Raw genomic sequence first — 19,335 nt, 5'->3', positions numbered from 1 at the left:
CCAGAGAGGAATGGAGTTATGAACGCAACCGAAATGGACAACGTGTCGATCCGCCGGCTCGACTCCGCGGAGCCTGGCTTTGCCAAGGCGCTGCGCGAGGTGCTGGCCTTCGAGGCGGGCGAGGACGAGGCCATCGACCGCGCCGCGGCGCAGATCCTGGCCGACGTGAAGGAACGCGGCGACGCTGCGGTACTCGAATACACGCAGCGGTTTGACCGGGTCGAGGCGGCGTCGATGAGCGCGCTGGAAATCGCACAAAGCGAACTCGAAGCTGCGCTCGAAGACCTGGAGCCCAAGCGCCGCGCCGCGCTGGAAGCCGCCGCCGCGCGCGTGCGCGCCTACCACGAGAAGCAGAAGATCGAGTGCGGCAGCCACAGCTGGGAGTACACCGAGGCGGACGGCACCATGCTCGGCCAGAAGGTGACGCCGCTGGACCGCGTGGGCATCTACGTGCCGGGCGGCAAGGCCGCGTATCCGTCGTCGGTGCTCATGAACGCGATTCCGGCGCGCGTGGCCGGCGTCAAGGAAATCATCATGGTCGTGCCCACGCCGGGCGGCGTGCGCAATGAACTGGTGCTGGCCGCGGCGCAGATCGCCGGCGTGGACCGGGTGTTCACCATTGGCGGCGCACAGGCGGTTGGCGCGCTGGCCTTCGGCACGGCGACGCTGCCGCAGGTCGACAAGATCGTCGGCCCGGGCAATGCCTACGTGGCCGCAGCCAAGCGCCGCGTGTTCGGCACGGTCGGCATCGACATGATCGCGGGGCCCTCGGAAATCCTGGTGATCTGCGACGGCACGACCGATCCGGATTGGGTCGCGATGGACCTGTTCTCGCAGGCCGAGCACGATGAACTCGCGCAATCGATCCTGCTGTGCCCGGACGCCGGCTATATCGCCGAAGTCGAGGCGAGCATCCAGCGCCAGCTCGACAGCATGCCGCGCCGCGAGGTCATCGCGGCCTCGATCTCGGGTCGTGGCGCGCTGGTCAAGGTGCGCGACATGGAAGAGGCCTGCGAGATCGCCAACGCGATCGCGCCGGAGCACCTGGAAATCTCCACCGAGAATCCGCGCCAGTGGAGCGAGAAGATCCGCCACGCCGGCGCCATTTTCCTGGGCCGCTATACCAGCGAATCGCTCGGCGACTACTGCGCCGGCCCCAACCACGTGCTGCCGACCTCGCGCACCGCGCGCTTCTCGTCGCCGCTGGGCGTCTACGACTTCCAGAAGCGTTCGAGCCTGATCGAGGTGAGCGAGGGCGGGGCGCAGATGCTGGGCCAGATTGCAGCCGAACTGGCGTACGGCGAAGGCCTGCAGGCCCACGCCCGCAGCGCCGAATATCGTTTCAAGCGTAGTTGAACCCATTGCTGCCGCATCGGTGCGGCAGCGCAAACAGGAGCATCCATGTCAGTCGTAGACCCTTCCCTGATCGAGCGAATCATCCGTGATGACGTGCGCGCCATGGGCGCCTACCACGTGCCGGATTCGCATGGTCTGGTGAAGCTCGATGCCATGGAGAACCCATACCGCCTGCCGCCCGATCTGCGCGACCAGCTGGCCGCGCGGCTGGGCGAGGTGGCGCTGAACCGCTACCCGGTGCCCAGCAGCGAGGCGCTGCGCGCGAAGCTGAAGGACGTCATGCAGGTGCCCGCCGGCATGGACGTGCTGCTCGGCAACGGTTCGGATGAAATCATCAGCATGCTCGCGCTGGCAGCGGCCCGGCCCGGTGCGAAGGTGATGGCACCCGTGCCCGGCTTCGTGATGTACGCGATGTCGGCCCAGTTCGCCGGCCTGCAGTTCGTGGGCGTGCCGCTGCGCGCGGACTTCACGCTGGACCGCGAAGCGATGCTGGCCGCCATGGCGGAGCACCAGCCGGCCATCGTCTACCTGGCCTATCCGAACAACCCGACCGGCAACCTGTTCGATGCCGCCGACATGGAGGCCATCGTCCGAGCCGCGCAGGGCCCGGTGTGCCGCAGCCTGGTGGTGGTGGACGAGGCCTACCAGCCGTTCGCGCAGGAAAGCTGGATGCCGCGCCTGACGGAATTCGGCAACCTGCTGGTCATGCGCACGGTCTCAAAGCTGGGCCTGGCCGGTATCCGCCTGGGCTATGTGGCGGGCGCACCACAGTGGCTGGAGCAGCTCGACAAGGTGCGGCCGCCCTACAACGTCAACGTGCTGACCGAAGCGGCGGCGCTGTTCGCGCTCGAACACGTCGCGGTACTGGACGAACAGGCCGCGCAATTGCGCGCCGAACGTGCGCGCGTGGCGCAAGGCATGGCTGTCCAGGCGGGCGTGAATGTGTTTCCAAGCGCCGCTAATTTCCTGCTTGTGCGCGTGCCGGATGCGGCACAGACGTTCGACCGGCTCCTTGCCCGCAAGGTGCTGATCAAGAACGTGAGTAAAATGCACCCATTGCTGGCCAACTGTTTGCGCGTCACGGTCAGCACCCCCGAAGAAAACGCGCAGTTCCTTGAGGCATTTGCAGCTTCGCTGCAGGATTAACACCATGCGTGTTGCAGAGGTCACCCGCAATACTTCGGAAACGCAAATTCGCGTTTCCCTGAATCTCGATGGCACCGGTCGCCAGCATCTGGCGTCCGGCGTGCCGTTCCTCGACCACATGCTCGACCAGATTGCCCGCCACGGCATGTTCGACCTGGAAGTCGAGGCTACCGGCGATACGCATATCGACGACCACCACACCGTCGAGGACGTGGGCATCACCCTCGGCCAGGCCGTCGCCAAGGCCATCGGCGACAAGAAGGGCATCACGCGCTATGGCCACAGCTATGTGCCGCTGGACGAATGCCTGTCGCGCGTCGTGATCGACTTTTCCGGTCGACCGGGCCTGGAATTCCACGTGCCGTTCACCCGTGCGCGCGTGGGCAGCTTCGACGTGGACCTCACCATCGAGTTCTTCCGTGGATTCGTCAACCATGCGGGCGTGACCCTGCATATCGACAACCTGCGGGGCATCAATGCCCACCACCAGTGCGAGACCGTGTTCAAGGCCTTTGGCCGGGCCCTGCGCATGGCGGTGGAGCTGGACCCGCGTTCGGCAAACACCATTCCATCGACCAAGGGCACGCTCTGACCGGCTGCTGAACCGAAGGCGTGCCGGCTGGTTGCGGCGCCCGCTGACCGAACTTCGCGAAACTGGGCCGGGGCACCGGCTGATCCGCAACCGATGGATACGCTCAAGTCGTTCATCTCGCTGCTGGCGCTGATCAACCCGATCGGCGCCATTCCGTTCTTCATCAGCCTGACCGGGCAGCAGTCGGAAGCGGAGAAACTGCGTACCATCAAGATCGCATCGGTGTCGGTGGCCATCGTGGTGGCGGTATCGGCGCTGCTGGGTCAGCAGATCATCGAGTTCTTCAATATCTCGGTGGCGTCGCTGCAGGTCGGCGGCGGGCTCATCATGATCATGATGGCCATGAACATGCTGAACGCCCAGACCAGCCGGACCAAGGCCACGCCGGAAGAGGAGGACGAGGCCGAGGCCCGGTCCAGTATCGCGGTGGTGCCGCTGGCGCTGCCGCTGCTGACCGGGCCCGGTTCGATCAGCACGGTGATCGTCTATGCCGGCAAGACGCAGCACTGGTACCAGCTTCTGATCCTCGTGGGGATTGGCGTGGTGCTGGGCGCGGTGGTGTATGCGGTGTTTCGCGCGGCGGATCCGATCGCGCGGGTGGTTGGGCGTACCGGCATCAATATCGGCACGCGGCTGATGGGACTGATCCTGTCGGCGCTGGCCGTTGAATTCATTGTGGACGGGCTGAAGACATTATTGCCTGTTTTGAAATCATGACTACCATAGCAATTGTGGATTACGGCATGGGCAACCTGCGCTCGGTGGCGCAGGCCCTGCGTGCCGCGGCGCCTGAGGCCGATGTGCGTGTAGTAGATGTCCCGGAAGGCATTCGCAGCGCGGATCGCGTGGTGTTGCCGGGGCAGGGCGCCATGCCGGACTGCATGTCGGCGCTGGGCGCTTCGGGGCTGCAGGAGGCGGTGCTCGAGGCGGCGGCGAGCAAGCCGATGTTCGGCGTGTGCGTTGGCGAACAGATGCTGTTCGAATACAGCCGCGAAGCCAGGCCGGGCACCGACAAGACGCCTTGCCTCGGACTGATGCCAGGTGAAGTCATCCGCTTCGAGCTGGAAGGGATGACCCAGCCCGACGGGTCCCGCTTCAAGGTGCCGCAGATGGGCTGGAACCGCGTCAGGCAGTGCAGGGCCCATCCGCTGTGGGATGGCATTCCGGACGAAAGCTGGTTTTACTTCGTGCATAGCTACTTCGTGCGCGCGCAGGACCCGGCCCATATTGCCGGCGAAACGGAGTATGGGAGTGTGTTTACCAGCGCGGTAGCACGCGATAATATTTTTGCCACGCAGTTCCACCCCGAAAAAAGCGCAGCCATGGGGTTGCAGCTTTACCGGAACTTCGTGCATTGGAATCCCTGAAGATCCGATCCGAGCCAGTCAACGCCATGCAGGAATGCTTGCCTATTGATCCGGACCTGCCGGCCGTTGGCCGCACTGGCTCTATCTCACTCACTTAACCACGCTCGTCACGATTATGTTGCTCATTCCGGCCATCGACCTGAAGGACGGTCAGTGTGTACGCCTCAAACAAGGCGACATGGACCAGGCCACCGTCTTTTCCGAAGATCCCGCCGCCATGGCACGTCACTGGGTCGATCAGGGTGCGCGCCGCCTGCACCTGGTCGATCTCAACGGCGCATTTGTCGGCAAGCCGCGCAACGAAGCCGCCATCAGGTCCATCATCGCCGAGGTCGGCGATGAGATCCCGGTGCAGCTGGGTGGCGGCATCCGCGACCTGAATACCATCGAGCGCTGGCTGGACGGCGGCCTGTCTTACGTCATCATCGGCACCGCCGCGGTGAAGAACCCGGGCTTCCTGAAGGATGCCTGCTCGGCCTTCGGCGGCCACATCATCGTTGGCCTGGACGCCAAGGACGGCAAGGTCGCGACCGACGGCTGGAGCAAGCTGACCGGCCACGAAGTGGCTGACCTGGCCCGCAAGTACGAAGACTATGGCGTGGAAGCCATTATCTATACCGACATCGGCCGCGACGGCATGCTGCAGGGGATCAATATCGACGCCACCGTGAAGCTGGCGCAATCGATGTCGATTCCGGTGATCGCCAGCGGCGGGCTGTCCAACCTGGCCGATATCGACAACCTGTGCGCCGTGGAGAACGACGGCGTGGAAGGCGTCATCTGCGGCCGTGCCATCTACTCTGGCGATCTCAACTTTGTCGACGCGCAGGCGCGCGCGGACAAGCTGAGCGCCGGGGAATAAGCCAAACGCGCCCCGACGGGCGCCGCCGCTGCCGGGCCGCCACCGGGCCCGCGGCGGACAAGGAATCTCATGCTAGCCAAACGTATCATCCCCTGCCTCGATGTGACGAACGGGCGGGTGGTCAAGGGCGTCAATTTCGTCGAGCTGCGCGATGCGGGCGATCCCGTGGAAATCGCGCGTCGCTATGACGAGCAGGGCGCCGATGAAATCACTTTTCTCGACATCACCGCGACCAGCGACGGACGCGACCTGATTCTCCACATCATCGAAGCGGTGGCTTCGCAGGTCTTTATTCCACTGACCGTGGGCGGCGGCGTGCGCGCCGTGGAAGACGTGCGGCGGCTGCTCAATGCCGGCGCGGACAAGATCAGCGTCAATTCGTCGGCCATCGCCAATCCGCAACTGGTGTCGGACGCGACCGGCAAGTATGGTTCGCAGTGCATCGTGGTGGCCATCGACGCCAAGCGCAGTTCGGCGCCGGGCGAGCCGCCGCGCTGGGAAGTCTTCACGCATGGCGGACGCAAGGCCACGGGGCTGGACGCGGTGGCGTGGGCGAAGGAAATGGCCGCGCGTGGCGCTGGTGAAATCCTGCTGACCAGCATGGATCGCGACGGTACCAAGAGCGGCTTCGACCTGGAGCTGACGCGCGCCGTCAGCGATGCGGTGCCGGTGCCGGTGATCGCCTCGGGCGGCGTGGGCGGCCTGCAGGACCTGGCCGACGGCATCCGCCTGGGCCACGCCGACGCAGTCCTGGCCGCCAGCATCTTCCACTACGGCCAGCATACGGTTGGCGAGGCAAAAGCATTCATGGCCCGCGAGGGCATTCCCGTGCGGATCTGATCATGGCAAAGAAGTGGCTCAACAAGGTCAAGTGGGACGATAACGGCCTGGTGCCGGTGATCGTCCAGGAAGTCGGCACCAACGACGTGCTGATGTTCGCGTTCATGAACCGCGATGCGCTGCAGAAAACGGCCGAACTCGGCGAGGCCGTGTTCTGGTCGCGTTCGCGCAAGCGCCTGTGGCACAAGGGCGAGGAGTCGGGCCACGTGCAGAAGGTGCACGAGATGCGCCTGGATTGCGATGAAGACGTGGTGCTACTCAAGGTCACGCAGATCGACAGCATCGCGTGCCACACCGGCCGGCATTCCTGCTTCTTCCAGAAGTTCGAGGGCGATGCCGAGACCGGCGACTGGCAGACCGTCGAGCCGGTGCTCAAGGATCCTTCGCAAATCTACAACGCCAAGCCATGACCGAATCCCACTCCGCCGGCGCCGACGTGCTGGCGCGCCTGGCCGCGGTGCTGGAATCGCGCAAGCCTGAGAACGGCGGCGACCCCGAGAAATCCTACGTCGCGCGCCTGTTCCGCAAGGGCGATGATGCCATCCTCAAGAAGATCGGCGAGGAAGCCACCGAGACCGTGATGGCTGCCAAGGACGCGCGCGCCGCCGGAAAGACCGGCGCGGACGCGGACAAGGTGGTCTACGAGGTGGCGGACCTTTGGTTCCATACCATGGTGCTGCTGGCCAACTTCGGCCTGAAGCCGGCGGACGTCGTCAACGAACTTGCGCGCCGCGAAGGGTTGTCCGGCCTCGAGGAAAAGGCCAGCCGCCCGAAGCAGGACTGACGGCCGGCGCAGCGGCTGAATCGAAAGGGCGAGCATGGCGAACGATTACACCGGGCAGGTCACGATCAGCGATAGCGAACGGCTCGCCAGCCTGCGCAAGCTGATGCACATCCTTTATGCGCTGTATGCCATCTTCTGGCTGACGGGTGGCGTGACGGCGCTGATCGCCATCATCGTCGACTACGTCAAGCGCGACGATGCGCGCGGCACGCTGTATGCGTCGCACTTCGCCTGGCAGATCCGCTCGTTCTGGTGGTCGGTGGCCTGGGCCGTGCTTGGCGGCGCGTTTTTCGTCAGCGTGGTGCTGATTCCACTCGCCTTCGCGGTGTGGGCGATTCTGTCCCTCTGGATGCTGTATCGTATTGTGAAAGGTTGGCTCTATCTCCATGACAGCAAGCCGATGTACGCGGAGCGGGGCCTATAGTGATCAGGTATGTCGCGATGACTGATGTGCGCTCGACATCGCAACGAAAATTTCATGAACTCCCAGGATAATTGCATCTTCTGCAAGATTGTGGCCGGCCAGATTCCGTCGCGTAAGGTGTACGAAGACGACGACATGATGGCCTTCCACGATATCCACCCCAAGGCCCCGGTACACTTCCTGCTGATCCCCAAGTCACACGTCGACTCGCTGGCGGAGTGTGGTCCAGCCGAAGGGGAGGTGCTTGCTAGAATGATGCTGAAGGTGCCCGAACTGGCGCGTGCGGCGGGCTGTGGCAATGGCTTCCGGACGGTGATCAATACCGGCCCGGATGGCGGTCAGGAGGTCTACCACCTGCACCTGCATGTGCTTGGTGGTCCGCGCAATGAATGGAAGGTGCCGCTGCCCTGACCGGGCAGACGAAGCATAAGGAGCCGGACCACGTGCGTGGGCCGGACGCTGCGCCGGCAACCGTCGCCCGGCGCGGCCAGATTTGGACGGAACAACGGGTCCGGGCGGCAACAGAGTAACGCCCGCGGCTTCATCAGGAGCAAGAAATGGGTTCGTTTAGCATTTGGCATTGGCTGATCGTTCTGGTGATCGTCATGCTCGTTTTCGGTACCAAGAAGCTGCGCAATATCGGCCAGGACCTGGGCGGCGCGGTCAAGGGCTTCAAGGACGGCATGAAAGAAGGCGGTGACGACAAGCCTGCAGAGGCCAAGGAACTGCGTGATTCCACCACCATCGATGTGGAAGCCAAGGAAAAGAGCCGCCAGCAATAAGCCTGGCATTGCCGCTATTTCCCTTTTCGCCCTGTCTCCGCACCGAGTGGTTGCACGACCGATGATTCTCGCCCTGGCTGTAATCCGCCCGACGTCCGCATGATCGACCTTGGCATCTCGAAGCTGGCGCTGATCGGCGCCGTGGCGCTGATCGTGATTGGCCCCGAGCGCCTGCCCCGCGTGGCGCGGACGGTGGGTGCGCTGGTCGGGCGTGCGCAGCGCTATATCAATGACGTCAAGGCTGAAGTCAGCCGCGAGGTGGAGCTCGAGGAACTGCGCAAGATGCGTACGGAATTCGAAGACGCCGCGCGCGATGTCGAGCGCACCATCCACAAGGAAGTCAGCGAGCAGGCGCAGGCGCTGAACGAAGCGCTGGGCGGTGCCGAGGGAGCTGCCGCGCCTGGCGGCGATGCCTCGAGCTTCTCGCCCAGCTGGGACTCGGCGCACAAATCGCACAACGGGCGCAAGAGCTGGCGGGTCAAGCAGGGCGCGCGTCCGCTCTGGTTCAAGCGCCAGAACAATGTCCGCGTCTGGGTCCAGTCCGGCGCCGCGCGCGTCAAGCGACACCGCCCGGCCGCTGGCCGGGCCCGATCCTTCTTCGAATGAGCATGGCCGGGCAGCAGCACGCTTGCCGCCCGCCATCGCGATGCCTGCCGCGCAAGCGGTCTCACCGAAATACAAATGCCAGCCGCCACGGCTGAGCGGTCCACGCCATGAGCGACAACCGGTCGAACGATCCCCAAGACGAATCGCAGCAGGAAACCTTCATTTCCCATTTGGTCGAGCTGCGCGAACGCCTGGTCAAGGCGGTGGCCGGCGTCCTCCTGGTCTTCGTGGGACTGGTGTACTGGGCACCCGTCATCTTCAACCTGTTCGCGCGCCCGCTGATGGATGCGCTGCCCAAGGGCGGCAGGATGATCGTGACCGATGTGACCGGCTCCTTTTTCGTGCCGATGAAGGTCACGCTGCTGGTCGCTTTCCTGATCGCGCTGCCCTGGGTGCTGTACCAGATCTGGCAATTTGTCGCGCCGGGCCTGTACCAGCATGAGAAGCGGCTGATTGTGCCGCTCGTGAGCAGCAGCTACGTGCTGTTCCTGTGCGGCGTGGCGTTCGCGTACTTCCTGGTCTTTCCGACCGTCTTCCATTTCATGGCGCACTACAACGCGCCGCTCGGCGCGGACATGTCGACGGACATCGACAAATACCTGAGCTTTGCCATGACCACGTTCCTTGCCTTCGGCATCACCTTCGAGGTGCCGGTGGTGGTGATCGTCCTGGTTCGGTTTGGCGTGGTGGAGCTGGATAAGCTCAAGCAGATCCGTCCCTATGTGATCGTCGGTGCCTTCATCATTGCTGCCGTGGTCACGCCGCCGGACGTCCTGTCCCAGCTCCTCCTCGCCGTGCCCTTGATTGCACTGTATGAGCTCGGGTTGCTGATGGCGCGCTTTGTGGGCCGTCCGGAAGCCCGCACCGATGCCGCCGCCGAGACGCAGGCTGATTGATTCAATGGGACAAGAAAGCGGCGTTTTTGCACCAATTTGGTGAAATCTCGCCTTGTTTCTGTTGTTCAATCACAACAAAAGGCGGCCGTATACGCGGTTTACGCCGAAAAAGCCTTCTGACGGCCGGGGGCGCTGGCCCATAATACGCAGCAGACGTGAAAGTTAATGCGTCGCCCAAACACTTGGGCAACCAAGATTTCCCAATCAGTTGACAAGGAAAGTGTCGATATGAAGATGAAACTGTTTGCTGCTGCCGTCGCCGCTCTGGCCGCTGGCGGCGCATATGCCCAATCGAGCGTGACCCTGTACGGTGTGGTTGATGCTGGTATCGAATACCAGAACAACCAGCCCGCCGTTCCGTCGCAAGGCATTTCGAATGGCCACAGCGTGACGCGCCTGATCTCGGGCGGCCAGTCGGGCAGCCGTTGGGGCCTGCGCGGTGTTGAAGACCTGGGCGGCGGCCTGAAGGGTCTGTTCGTGCTGGAAAGCGGTTTTACCGTTGACGATGGCAAGATGGGCAACGACAGCCGCCTGTTCGGTCGTCAGGCTTACGTCGGTGTTGGCAGCCAGTACGGTCAGCTGACCCTGGGCCGTCACCAGACCCCGATGTATGACTTCGGTCTGCAGTTCGACCCGATGGCGATTGCATCGAACTACTCGATCACGGCACAGGACGGCGCGTTCGCGGGCCGTGCCGACAACTCGATCAAGTACATCGGTACGTTCGGTGGCCTGACTGCCAACGCCCTGTACAGCTTCGGCTCGAACACCGGCGGCGCTGCTAACGCGATCCAAGGCAACCAGGGCGAAGTCCCGGGCACGTGGAAGATCGGCCGCGAATACAGCCTGGGCCTGTCCTATGCTGCTGGTCCGTTCGCAGTGGGTGCCGTGTATGACGAAACCAACCTGGGCTTCGCCAACAACGTCAACCCCGACGCAACCCTGCGCCGCGCTTCGCTGGCCGGTACGTACGCTTTCGGTCCGGCCAAGCTGTTTGCCGGCTATCGTTGGGCCAAGGGCGTTGACCTGGGCACGATCGCGTTCCTGGGCAACACCAGCCTGCAATCCATCAGCGGCGCGAAGGCTTCGTCGAACCTGTACTGGCTGGGTGCTGGCTACCAAGTGACGCCGGCATTCTCGCTGACCGGCGCAGCTTACTACCAGGACTTCCGCGGCGCCAAGGCTGATCCGTGGCTGTTCGTGGCTACGGCTGACTACGCCCTGTCGAAGCGTACCGACGCTTACCTGAGCCTGGCCTACGCTTACAACCGCGACAACTCGAATCTGGGTGTTAGCGGTCTCGGCAAGGTCAACGTCGACGCGACCGGCAAGTCTGACAGCCAGTTCGGCGCTACCGTTGGTATCCGCCACAAGTTCTAATCTGATGCGGGCGTGAGCCCGCTGTAGATTGGCTTGAAAAACGCCGGCACTCGAAAGAGTGCCGGCGTTTTATTTTGTCGGCTGTATGTCAAGCCAGTGCCGAAAGGCGGTGCTGCGGAAAAGGCACCGAGCGAAGTTCTGTGTGCAAAGTCGATCGACGGCCTGATGATCGCTCGGGTCGCACGAAGCGGAGGGCGAAAGCCTGCGCCTCGTGCCGTTATTGCATGACGAGCCATACACGAAGAATGTGCTCTCGGTCATGGCTGCGTCTCCGGCTGGGCTCGTCGGGATCTCCCGGTTTCCTGTAACCGCTGGCAATTCCGTCGGCACCACGCTGCGCGGTCTGCGGCTTGTGTGAAAGGGCCGGATTGTCTCGCGGCGACATGACAAAAAAAACCCCGCCATCTGCGGCGGGGTTTTTGCTTTGCGTACTTGGGCTAGAGATCAGGCGGACGCGCTATTCCTCGTCGTCGAACGGCACGGCACGCCGTGGAGGCGGGGGCCGCTTGCCAATGGTCACGGTCAGCTCGGCCGGCTTGCCGCGGCGGATCACTTTCATCTTGCTGTCCACGCCCGGCTTGAGCTGCGCGATCGCGTTCAGCAACGCGGTGGTGTCGGTGATGGGCTGACCATCCACGGAAGCCAGTACATCGCCCGGCTTCACGCCGGCCTTGTCGGCCGGGCCGCCTTGCACCACGGCGGCGATCAGCGCGCCTTCCTTGGCCTCGAGCCCGAACGATTCAGCGATTTCCGGCGTCATGTCCTGTGGTTCCACGCCAATCCAGCCGCGCGTCACGCTGCCGGTCGAGATGATCGATTCCATCACTTGCTTGGCCGTCGAGACCGGGATGGCGAAGCCGATGCCGAGCGACCCGCCCGAGCGTGAATAGATGGCCGTGTTGATGCCCAGCAGGTTGCCCTGCGCGTCCACCAGTGCACCGCCGGAATTGCCCGGGTTGATGGCCGCATCCGTCTGGATGAAGTTCTCGAACGTATTGATCCCGAGATGGCTGCGACCCAGCGCGGAGACGATGCCCATGGTCACGGTCTGGCCGACACCGAACGGATTGCCGATGGCCAGTACCACATCGCCGACCTTCACGTTCTCCAGGCGGCCGAGCGTGATGGCAGGCAAGTCCTTCAGCGAGATCTTGAGTACGGCCAGGTCGGTTTCAGGATCCGAGCCCACGACCTTGGCGTTCGCCTTGCGGCCGTCGGTCAGCGCCACCTCGATTTCATCGGCGCCATCGACCACGTGGTGGTTGGTTAGAATGTAACCCTCGGCACTGACAATGACGCCCGATCCCAGGCTGGACACCGGCTCCTGACGTTCCGGCAGGCGGTCGCCGAAGAAGAAGCGGAACCAGGGATCCTCGGACTGCGGATGGGGCGAGCGCCGTGTGCCGTTCTTGCTGGTAAAAATATTCACGACGGCAGGCATCGCCACCCGGGCAGCTTCGCTGTAAGACCCTTGCGCGGCGGCGCCGGCCACGTTGGGCACGACCTCCTTCAGCGCCACGATAGGCGACCCCGACTGCACCGCGACGCGCCCCCTCTGAAGCCACTCGGGCTTGAGCGTGGCGACGACGAACCAGACTGCCAGCACGACGGTGACAGCCTGGGCAAAGAACAGCCAAAAGCGCCGCAACATATTGGAGTTTGATCAAAAAATGAAGACGAAAGAGCTGGAATTGTACTTGAACGACCTGTTGGCGGTTTCCCGCTACAAGGACTATTGTCCTAACGGCCTGCAAGTGCAAGGCAACGCCGAAGTCACACACATCGTGACGGGCGTGACGGCCAGCCTGGCGCTGGTCGAAGCGGCCATCGAGGCCGGTGCGCAGGCCATCCTCGTGCATCATGGCTATTTCTGGAAAAACGAGGATGCGCGCGTGGTCGGGCAGAAGCATGCTCGTCTCAAACGGTTGCTGGGCTCGGACGTCAACCTGTTCGCGTATCACCTGCCGCTCGACAACCACCCGGAGTTCGGCAACAACGCCCAGCTCGCGCAGCAACTGGGCTTCACCCCGACGGGCCGCTTCAGCGGCGATGAACTCGGCTGGACCGGCACGCTGCCTTCACCGATGCCGCTGCAGGCGCTCGCCGCGCATATCGGCGGTGTACTCGGGCGCGAACCACTGGCCATTGGCGATCCGGACCAGATGATCCGCACGGTAGGGTGGTGCACCGGCGGTGCGCAAGGTTATTTCGATGCCGCCGTGGCAGCGGGTGTCGATGCTTATCTGAGCGGCGAAGTCTCCGAGCAGAACACGCACCTCGCGCGCGAAAGCGGTGTGGCGTATCTCGCGGCCGGGCATCATGCCACGGAGCGCTACGGCATTCGCTCGCTCGGCGAGCATGTGGCGCAGCGCTTTGGCCTGCAGCACACCTTCGTCGATATTCCCAATCCTGTTTGACGCGTATCAATAAAAACGGCCCCCACAGGGGCCGTTGTCTTGTCAGAATCCTGCTCTTGCCCGATCAGGGCTGGCGGGTCTGCAGGCTGTCGCGAATTTGACGCAGCAGGACAATATCTTCAGGCGTCGGCGGCGGTTCCGCCGGAGCCGCCGGCTCCTCGGCGCGCATCTTATTGAATGCCCGCACCATCAGGAAAATGATGAAGGCCAGAATCAGAAAGTTGACAACGATGGTCAGGAAATTACCGTAAGCAAACACCGGCACGCCGGCTTTTTTCAATGCGTCCAGCGTCATTGGCGTACCCGGCGGCGGCTCGGCCAGCGTGACGAACATATTGGAAAAATCCAGCTTGCCAACGATACGCCCGATCACGGGCATGATCAGGTCATTGACGACCGAATCGACGATTTTCCCGAATGCGGCCCCAATGATCACGCCGACCGCAAGGTCGATCACGTTGCCGCGCATTGCGAAGGTCTTGAACTCCGACATCATGCTCATGGGGCTTTCTCCTTCTTGTTGCAAGCAATGAACGCCTTCAAGCCCAGAAGCCTGCCGCATCGATGCGCGGAAAGCAAGCTTGCACGCGGCAATCCGCGCGTCCGGCCGATAATCGTACATTCCCATTGGGTTTTTCGCCTATCTTGCGCGGAGGTGCCTCATGTACAATTTATGGTTGACGCAAAATCTAAATTGACTTCCCCTGGGGTTTGGAATGAGTGACCAGCAAGACGTGAAGAGCGTGGATAAAGGTCGCCGCAATTGGTTGATCGCGACATCCGTCGCTGGCGGCGTCGGAGGCGTAGCAGTAGCGGTTCCTTTCGTCAGTACCTTTGCACCATCCGAGAAGGCCAAGGCGGCCGGCGCGCCAGTGGAAGCCGATATCGGCGCCCTCAAGCCCGGCGAGATGATGACGGTCGAATGGCGCGGCAAGCCGGTCTGGATCCTGCGCCGCACCGACGAGATGCTGGCCTCGCTCAAAAAGACCGACGGCGAAGTCGCTGATCCCAATTCCGACGTTCCGTTCACCATGAAGACGCCGGAGTACTGCAAGAACGAAACCCGCTCCCGCGCGGAACACAAGGACCTCCTGGTCGTCGTGGGCATCTGCTCCCACCTGGGTTGTTCCCCTTCGGGTCCTTTCCCTGCCGGCTCCAATCCTCAGCTCGGCACCGATCCCGGTTTTCTCTGCCCCTGCCACGGCTCGACCTTCGACCTGGCCGGCCGCGTCTTCAAGAACAAACCGGCTCCGCAGAATCTCGATGTTCCCCCATACCAGTTCCTGACCGACACCAAGCTCGTGATCGGCAAGGATGAAAAAGGAGAAGCTTGATCATGGCGGCCGATAAGCAAGTCAAGACGACCGGTCTGCTGGGCTGGGTCGACGCCCGCTTCCCCGCCACGCAACTGTGGGAAGACCATCTCTCCAAGTACTACGCGCCGAAGAACTTCAACTTCTGGTATTTCTTCGGTTCGCTGGCGCTGCTGGTCCTGGTGATCCAGATCGTCACCGGCATCTTCCTGGTGATGAACTACAAGCCGGACGGCACGCTCAACGCCGCCGGCATTCCCGTGGCATTCGCCAGCGTGGAATACATCATGCGCGAAGTCCCATGGGGCTGGCTGATTCGCTACATGCACTCGACCGGCGCCTCGGCGTTCTTCGTGGTCGTGTACCTGCACATGTTCCGCGGCCTGCTGTACGGCTCGTACCGCAAGCCGCGCGAACTGGTCTGGATCTTCGGCTGCCTGATCTTCCTGTGCCTGATGGCCGAAGCCTTCATGGGCTACCTGCTGCCATGGGGCCAGATGTCGTATTGGGGCGCGCAGGTGATCGTGAACCTGTTTTCGGCCATCCCGGTGATCGGCCAGGACCTGTCGCTGTTCATCCGCGGCGACTACGTGGTGAGCGATGCCACGCTGAACCGCTTCTTCTCGTTCCACGTCATTGCGGTGCCGCTGGTGCTGCTGGGGCTGGTGGTCGCGCACATCATCGCGCTGCACGAAGTGGGTTCCAACAACCCGGACGGCGTCGAGATCAAGGCCAAGAAGGACGCAAACGGCGTGCCGCTCGATGGCATCCCGTTCCACCCGTACTACTCGGTGCACGACCTGCTGGGCGTGGGCGGTTTCCTGATGATCTTCTCGGCGGTGATCTTCTTCTTCCCGGAAGTCGGCGGTTATTTCCTGGAATCCAACAACTTCTTCCCGGCTGATCCGCTCAAGACGCCGCCGCACATCGCGCCGGTGTGGTATTTCACGCCGTTCTACTCGATGCTGCGTGCCACCACGTCGAATTTCCTGCCGATCCTGTGGGTGTTCTTCGCGCTGGTGCTGGGCATGCTGTTCGTGCGCAGCAAGGACGCCCGCATCAAGGCGGCGTCCGTGGCCATTGCCGTGATCCTGGCGGTCGGCTTCTATTTCATCGACGCCAAGTTCTGGGGCGTGCTGGTGATGGGCGGCTCGGTCGTGATCCTGTTCTTCCTGCCGTGGCTCGACTGCTCGCCGGTGAAGTCCATCCGCTATCGTCCCGCCTTCCACAAGACCATCCTGACCGTCTTCGTGGTGGTGTTCATCGTCCTCGGCTACCTCGGCGTGCAACCGCCGTCGCCGGTTGGCGAGAAGGTGTCGCAGCTCGGCACGCTGCTGTACTTCGCCTTCTTCCTGACCATGCCGCTGTGGAGCCGTGCCGGCCAGTTCAAGCCGGTGCCGGAGCGCGTCACGTTCCATCCGCACTGAGCGACGCGCGAACCCCGACAAGAGGACAAGGACACACGATGAAAAAGCTGCTTTCCATCATTGCGCTGGCAGGCGCCTGCTTTGCCGCCGCGCCCGTCATGGCCAACGAAGGGGGGTATCCCCTGGAGCCTGCACCGGTGAACACTGCGGACCTGTCGTCGCTGCAGCGTGGCGCCAAGCTGTTCGTCAACTACTGCCTGAACTGCCACAGCGCTTCGCTGATGCGCTACAACCGGCTCAAGGACATTGGCCTGACCGATGACCAGATCCGCGACAACCTGCTGTTCTCCGCGGACAAGGTTGGCGAGACCATGACCATCGCCATGCAGCCGAAGGAAGCCAAGGCCTTCTTCGGCGCGCAGCCGCCCGACCTGTCCGTCATTTCCCGCGCCCGCGGCGATGACTGGCTGTACACCTACCTGCGTACCTTCTACCGCGACGACAGCCGCGCCACCGGCTGGAACAACCTGGTCTTCCCCAGCGTCGGCATGCCGCACGTGCTGTGGGAACTGCAGGGCCAGCGCGCCGCCAAGTTCGCCGAAACGGAAGAGCATGGCGAAAAGGTCCACAAGTTCGCCGGCTTCGAACAGCTGAGTCCCGGCAAGCTGAGCAAGGTCGAGTATGACCAGGCGACTGCCGACCTGGTTGGCTTCCTGGACTGGATGGCAGAACCTGCTCAGAACCACCGCAAGCGCCTGGGCGTCTGGGTGCTGCTGTTCCTGGGCATGTTCACCATCTTTGCGTGGCGCCTGAATGCCGCCTTCTGGAAAGACATCAAGTAACGTCCCAGCCGGCCCGGCATGAAAGAGGGCCAGAGCGGAAGTTGCTGTTGCAGCACCGCTCTGGCCCTTTTCCTATTGGGATTGCCTCAATAGTGGTCCCATAAGTGACGTATTTATATCTTATTTGCTTTTCGATGCCCGAGTTTGGCAGAATGTCTGACCTTACCGTCCGACCCTGCATCGGCTAAGCCCAAGGAATCCAACCATGATGGTGTTGTATTCGGGTACGACTTGCCCGTTTTCCCAGCGTTGCCGCCTCGTCCTGTTCGAAAAGGGCATGGACTTCGAGATCCGCGACGTTGACCTGTTCAACAAGCCCGAAGATATTTCGGTGATGAATCCCTACGGCCAGGTGCCTATCCTGGTCGAGCGCGACCTCATCCTGTATGAGTCGAACATCATCAACGAGTACATCGACGAGCGCTTCCCGCACCCGCAGCTGATGCCGGCCGATCCGGTTCAGCGTGCGCGCGCGCGCCTGTTCCTGTTCAACTTCGAAAAGGAACTGTTCACTCACGTCTACGTGCTGGAGAACGAAAAGGGCAAGGCCGCGGAAAAGAATCACGAGCGTGCCCGTGCCGCGATCCGCGACCGCCTGACCCAGCTCGCGCCGATCTTCGTCAAGAACAAGTACATGCTTGGCGAAGAATTCTCGATGCTCGACGTCGCCATTGCCCCGCTGCTCTGGCGCCTGGACCACTATGGCATCGAGCTGTCGAAGAACGCCGCGCCGCTGCTCAAGTACGCCGAGCGCATCTTCAGCCGTCCGGCCTATATCGAAGCGCTCACCCCGTCGGAAAAGGTGATGCGCCGTTAAGCCTGGCAGGCCCGATGCTTGCGCATCGGGTCAACCACCGGCGTCATGAAGAAGCACCATGCCTGAAACTTCCACCAAGCCCTACCTGATCCGCGCCATCTACGAATGGTGCACGGACAACGGCTTCACGCCGTACGTTGCCGTTTTTGTCGACGCCAACACGAGCGTTCCGCGCGAATTCGTCAAGAACAACGAGATCGTGCTCAACGTCAGCTTCGACGCCACGAGCGGCCTGGACATGGGCAATGAGTGGATCACGTTCAGCGCGCGCTTTGGCGGTATCTCGCGCAAGATCGACGTGCCCGTGGAAAACGTGCTCGCCATCTACGCGCGTGAAAACGGCCAAGGCATGGCGTTCCCGGTCGAGCGCAGCGTGCCCGAAACCCTGGCCGCGACCGAGCGGGAAAGCAACCCGCCGCCCAAGCTGGCCCCGGTGGAATCCGAGACGCCGGCCGACGCCGGACAGGGCGCTCCGGACGACGACGAAACCCCGCCGCCCGTGCCGCGCATCGGGGGCAAGAAGCCGTCGCTGAAGGTGGTGAAGTAAGTCACCCGCAACGCACCAAAGCGGACCGCAATGCAGTAGAATCGCGGTCTGCATCAGAAATGCCGGCTTAGCTCATCAGGTAGAGCAGTTGATTTGTAATCATCAGGTGGCGGGTTCGAGTCCTGCAGCCGGCACCAGACAGAAAAAGGGGTTACGTGATTTTTGCGTAACCCCTTTTTGCTTTGCGTTTTGTCCGGCCAAGGCGAATCAAACGCTTCAGCTCTGCCAGTACGGCTTGCGCTTCTCCACGAACGCCGAAATGCCTTCCTTGGCATCCTCTGTCGCAAACACATTGCCAAATGATTCCACCGCCGTCGCGATGCCACGCCGGTAGTCGCCATCATTGGCGCGCAGGAACGCCGTGCGTCCCATCCGCATCACAACCGGTGATTTGTCGCACAGCGTCTGCGCCAGCGCTCTTGCTTCACCCATGACGTCTTGCTCCGGGACGACGCGGCTGGCCAGTCCGAGCGACATGGCTTCGGCCGCGCCGAACGAGCGGCCCGTGAACAGCAGGTCGAATGCGCGATGGCGGCCGATGATGCGCGGCAGGTGCGTGAAGTGGATGGACGGCGTGACGCCGACGTCGATCTCCGGATAGCCGAAGGTCGCGGAATCGGCGGCGACGATCATGTCGCAGTGAATCGCAAGCGTCATGCCGCCGCCGCGCGCGGTCCCGCCCACGGCGGCGATGGACGGCTTGCCAAGGTTGAACTGTGCTTCGTGCAGGCCGCTGTAGAGCTTGTCGACAAGCTGGTACGCGCGTGACGGCGCCGCACCGTGCAGCGCGTCGAGCTGAAGCCCCGCGCAGAAGCGCCGCGGCACGGCGCTGCCAAGGATGACGGCGCGCACGGAATCATCGTGCGCCGCACGGCGCAAGGCCTCGAGCAGTGCATCGATCATGCCTTCGTTCAGCGCATTGACCGGAGGGCTGTCCAGAAGGATCTCGGCGACGCGGTCGCGGACTTCATAGGTAACGGCGGACATGGCGGCTCCT

General features: G+C 62.9%; 24 protein-coding genes and 1 tRNA gene. 22 read left to right on the top strand and 3 right to left on the bottom strand.

Annotated features, from left to right (window positions below; all coding sequences use genetic code 11):
• Positions 1–18 precede the first annotated feature (18 nt).
• The 15 genes from hisD (at position 19) to ACIGJC_RS14175 (ending at position 11,035) form a co-directional block, all read left to right on the top strand.
• Positions 19–1,356, top strand: coding sequence for a histidinol dehydrogenase (hisD, locus tag ACIGJC_RS14245; protein ID WP_483709586.1), 1,338 nt, complete (start codon positions 19–21; stop codon positions 1,354–1,356).
• Between the two features lie 45 nt (positions 1,357–1,401).
• Positions 1,402–2,502, top strand: coding sequence for a histidinol-phosphate transaminase (hisC, locus tag ACIGJC_RS14240; protein ID WP_483709585.1), 1,101 nt, complete (start codon positions 1,402–1,404; stop codon positions 2,500–2,502).
• 4 nt (positions 2,503–2,506) lie between these two features.
• Positions 2,507–3,094, top strand: coding sequence for an imidazoleglycerol-phosphate dehydratase HisB (hisB, locus tag ACIGJC_RS14235; protein WP_483709583.1), 588 nt, complete (start codon positions 2,507–2,509; stop codon positions 3,092–3,094).
• Between the two features lie 93 nt (positions 3,095–3,187).
• Complete coding sequence (locus tag ACIGJC_RS14230) at positions 3,188–3,811, top strand: YchE family NAAT transporter (RefSeq protein ID WP_211949890.1); 624 nt, start codon at positions 3,188–3,190, stop codon at positions 3,809–3,811.
• Positions 3,808–4,461, top strand: a complete 654-nt coding sequence (gene hisH / locus ACIGJC_RS14225) for an imidazole glycerol phosphate synthase subunit HisH (protein ID WP_483709581.1) — start codon at positions 3,808–3,810, stop codon at positions 4,459–4,461. Before ACIGJC_RS14230 ends, hisH begins: the two co-directional genes overlap by 4 nt.
• 115 nt (positions 4,462–4,576) lie before the next feature.
• Positions 4,577–5,323 carry a 1-(5-phosphoribosyl)-5-[(5-phosphoribosylamino)methylideneamino]imidazole-4-carboxamide isomerase gene (gene hisA / locus ACIGJC_RS14220; RefSeq protein WP_483709580.1) on the top strand — a complete coding sequence of 249 codons (747 nt, stop codon included), beginning with the start codon at positions 4,577–4,579 and terminating at the stop codon, positions 5,321–5,323.
• 69 nt (positions 5,324–5,392) lie between these two features.
• Positions 5,393–6,163, top strand: a complete 771-nt coding sequence (gene hisF, locus ACIGJC_RS14215) for an imidazole glycerol phosphate synthase subunit HisF (protein ID WP_211949893.1) — start codon at positions 5,393–5,395, stop codon at positions 6,161–6,163.
• Between the two features lie 2 nt (positions 6,164–6,165).
• Positions 6,166–6,573, top strand: a complete 408-nt coding sequence (gene hisI / locus ACIGJC_RS14210; RefSeq protein ID WP_483709579.1) for a phosphoribosyl-AMP cyclohydrolase — start codon at positions 6,166–6,168, stop codon at positions 6,571–6,573.
• Positions 6,570–6,947: a phosphoribosyl-ATP diphosphatase gene (locus ACIGJC_RS14205; protein WP_483709577.1), complete on the top strand. Its 378-nt coding sequence runs from the start codon at positions 6,570–6,572 to the stop codon at positions 6,945–6,947. Before hisI ends, ACIGJC_RS14205 begins: the two co-directional genes overlap by 4 nt.
• 34 nt (positions 6,948–6,981) lie before the next feature.
• Positions 6,982–7,371, top strand: a complete 390-nt coding sequence (locus ACIGJC_RS14200; protein WP_483709576.1) for a DUF4870 family protein — start codon at positions 6,982–6,984, stop codon at positions 7,369–7,371.
• A 54-nt stretch (positions 7,372–7,425) separates the two neighbouring features.
• Complete coding sequence (locus ACIGJC_RS14195; RefSeq protein ID WP_483709575.1) at positions 7,426–7,782, top strand: histidine triad nucleotide-binding protein; 357 nt, start codon at positions 7,426–7,428, stop codon at positions 7,780–7,782.
• Between the two features lie 146 nt (positions 7,783–7,928).
• A complete protein-coding gene (gene tatA / locus ACIGJC_RS14190) occupies positions 7,929–8,153 on the top strand; it encodes a Sec-independent protein translocase subunit TatA (RefSeq protein WP_483709574.1) in 225 nt (74 codons plus the stop codon).
• Between the two features lie 99 nt (positions 8,154–8,252).
• Positions 8,253–8,759, top strand: a complete 507-nt coding sequence (tatB, locus tag ACIGJC_RS14185) for a Sec-independent protein translocase protein TatB (protein WP_483709573.1) — start codon at positions 8,253–8,255, stop codon at positions 8,757–8,759.
• A 107-nt stretch (positions 8,760–8,866) separates the two neighbouring features.
• Positions 8,867–9,655, top strand: coding sequence for a twin-arginine translocase subunit TatC (gene tatC / locus ACIGJC_RS14180; protein WP_483709571.1), 789 nt, complete (start codon positions 8,867–8,869; stop codon positions 9,653–9,655).
• A 228-nt stretch (positions 9,656–9,883) separates the two neighbouring features.
• Positions 9,884–11,035 carry a porin gene (locus ACIGJC_RS14175; protein WP_483709569.1) on the top strand — a complete coding sequence of 384 codons (1,152 nt, stop codon included), beginning with the start codon at positions 9,884–9,886 and terminating at the stop codon, positions 11,033–11,035.
• A 457-nt stretch (positions 11,036–11,492) separates the two neighbouring features.
• Here ACIGJC_RS14175 and ACIGJC_RS14170 read toward each other — a convergent pair whose 3' ends face one another.
• On the bottom strand, positions 11,493–12,686 hold the full coding sequence (locus tag ACIGJC_RS14170) for a Do family serine endopeptidase (protein WP_483709568.1): 1,194 nt from the start codon (positions 12,684–12,686) through the stop codon (positions 11,493–11,495).
• Positions 12,687–12,705: 19 nt separating this feature from the next.
• Between ACIGJC_RS14170 and ACIGJC_RS14165 the strand changes: the two genes are divergently transcribed.
• Entirely contained in the window at positions 12,706–13,452 is a 747-nt protein-coding gene (locus ACIGJC_RS14165; RefSeq protein ID WP_483711555.1) for a Nif3-like dinuclear metal center hexameric protein, read from the top strand.
• A gap of 64 nt (positions 13,453–13,516) precedes the next feature.
• Here ACIGJC_RS14165 and mscL read toward each other — a convergent pair whose 3' ends face one another.
• Positions 13,517–13,954, bottom strand: coding sequence for a large conductance mechanosensitive channel protein MscL (gene mscL, locus ACIGJC_RS14160; RefSeq protein WP_483711554.1), 438 nt, complete (start codon positions 13,952–13,954; stop codon positions 13,517–13,519).
• A 214-nt stretch (positions 13,955–14,168) separates the two neighbouring features.
• Here mscL and petA point away from each other — a divergent pair, with 214 nt between their 5' ends.
• From petA to ACIGJC_RS14130, 6 genes are all read left to right on the top strand, one after another.
• Positions 14,169–14,786: a ubiquinol-cytochrome c reductase iron-sulfur subunit gene (petA, locus tag ACIGJC_RS14155; RefSeq protein WP_483709566.1), complete on the top strand. Its 618-nt coding sequence runs from the start codon at positions 14,169–14,171 to the stop codon at positions 14,784–14,786.
• Between the two features lie 2 nt (positions 14,787–14,788).
• Positions 14,789–16,192 (top strand): cytochrome b, encoded by a 1,404-nt coding sequence (locus ACIGJC_RS14150; RefSeq protein WP_483709565.1) that lies wholly within the window; start codon positions 14,789–14,791, stop codon positions 16,190–16,192.
• A 38-nt stretch (positions 16,193–16,230) separates the two neighbouring features.
• Positions 16,231–16,974 carry a cytochrome c1 gene (locus ACIGJC_RS14145; RefSeq protein WP_483709564.1) on the top strand — a complete coding sequence of 248 codons (744 nt, stop codon included), beginning with the start codon at positions 16,231–16,233 and terminating at the stop codon, positions 16,972–16,974.
• A 205-nt stretch (positions 16,975–17,179) separates the two neighbouring features.
• Positions 17,180–17,791, top strand: coding sequence for a glutathione S-transferase N-terminal domain-containing protein (locus tag ACIGJC_RS14140; protein WP_008643086.1), 612 nt, complete (start codon positions 17,180–17,182; stop codon positions 17,789–17,791).
• 58 nt (positions 17,792–17,849) lie between these two features.
• On the top strand, positions 17,850–18,338 hold the full coding sequence (locus ACIGJC_RS14135) for a ClpXP protease specificity-enhancing factor (protein WP_483709562.1): 489 nt from the start codon (positions 17,850–17,852) through the stop codon (positions 18,336–18,338).
• Positions 18,339–18,399: 61 nt separating this feature from the next.
• Positions 18,400–18,475: transfer RNA gene (locus ACIGJC_RS14130), tRNA-Thr, on the top strand.
• 79 nt (positions 18,476–18,554) lie between these two features.
• Here the strand turns inward: ACIGJC_RS14130 and ACIGJC_RS14125 are convergent.
• A complete protein-coding gene (locus tag ACIGJC_RS14125) occupies positions 18,555–19,325 on the bottom strand; it encodes an enoyl-CoA hydratase/isomerase family protein (RefSeq protein ID WP_483709561.1) in 771 nt (256 codons plus the stop codon).
• Between the last annotated feature and the right edge of the window lie 10 nt (positions 19,326–19,335).

It is taken from the genome of Cupriavidus sp. C3SS-1 (genome assembly GCF_057073755.1).
This window is presented reverse-complemented; position numbering and strand designations above follow the sequence as displayed.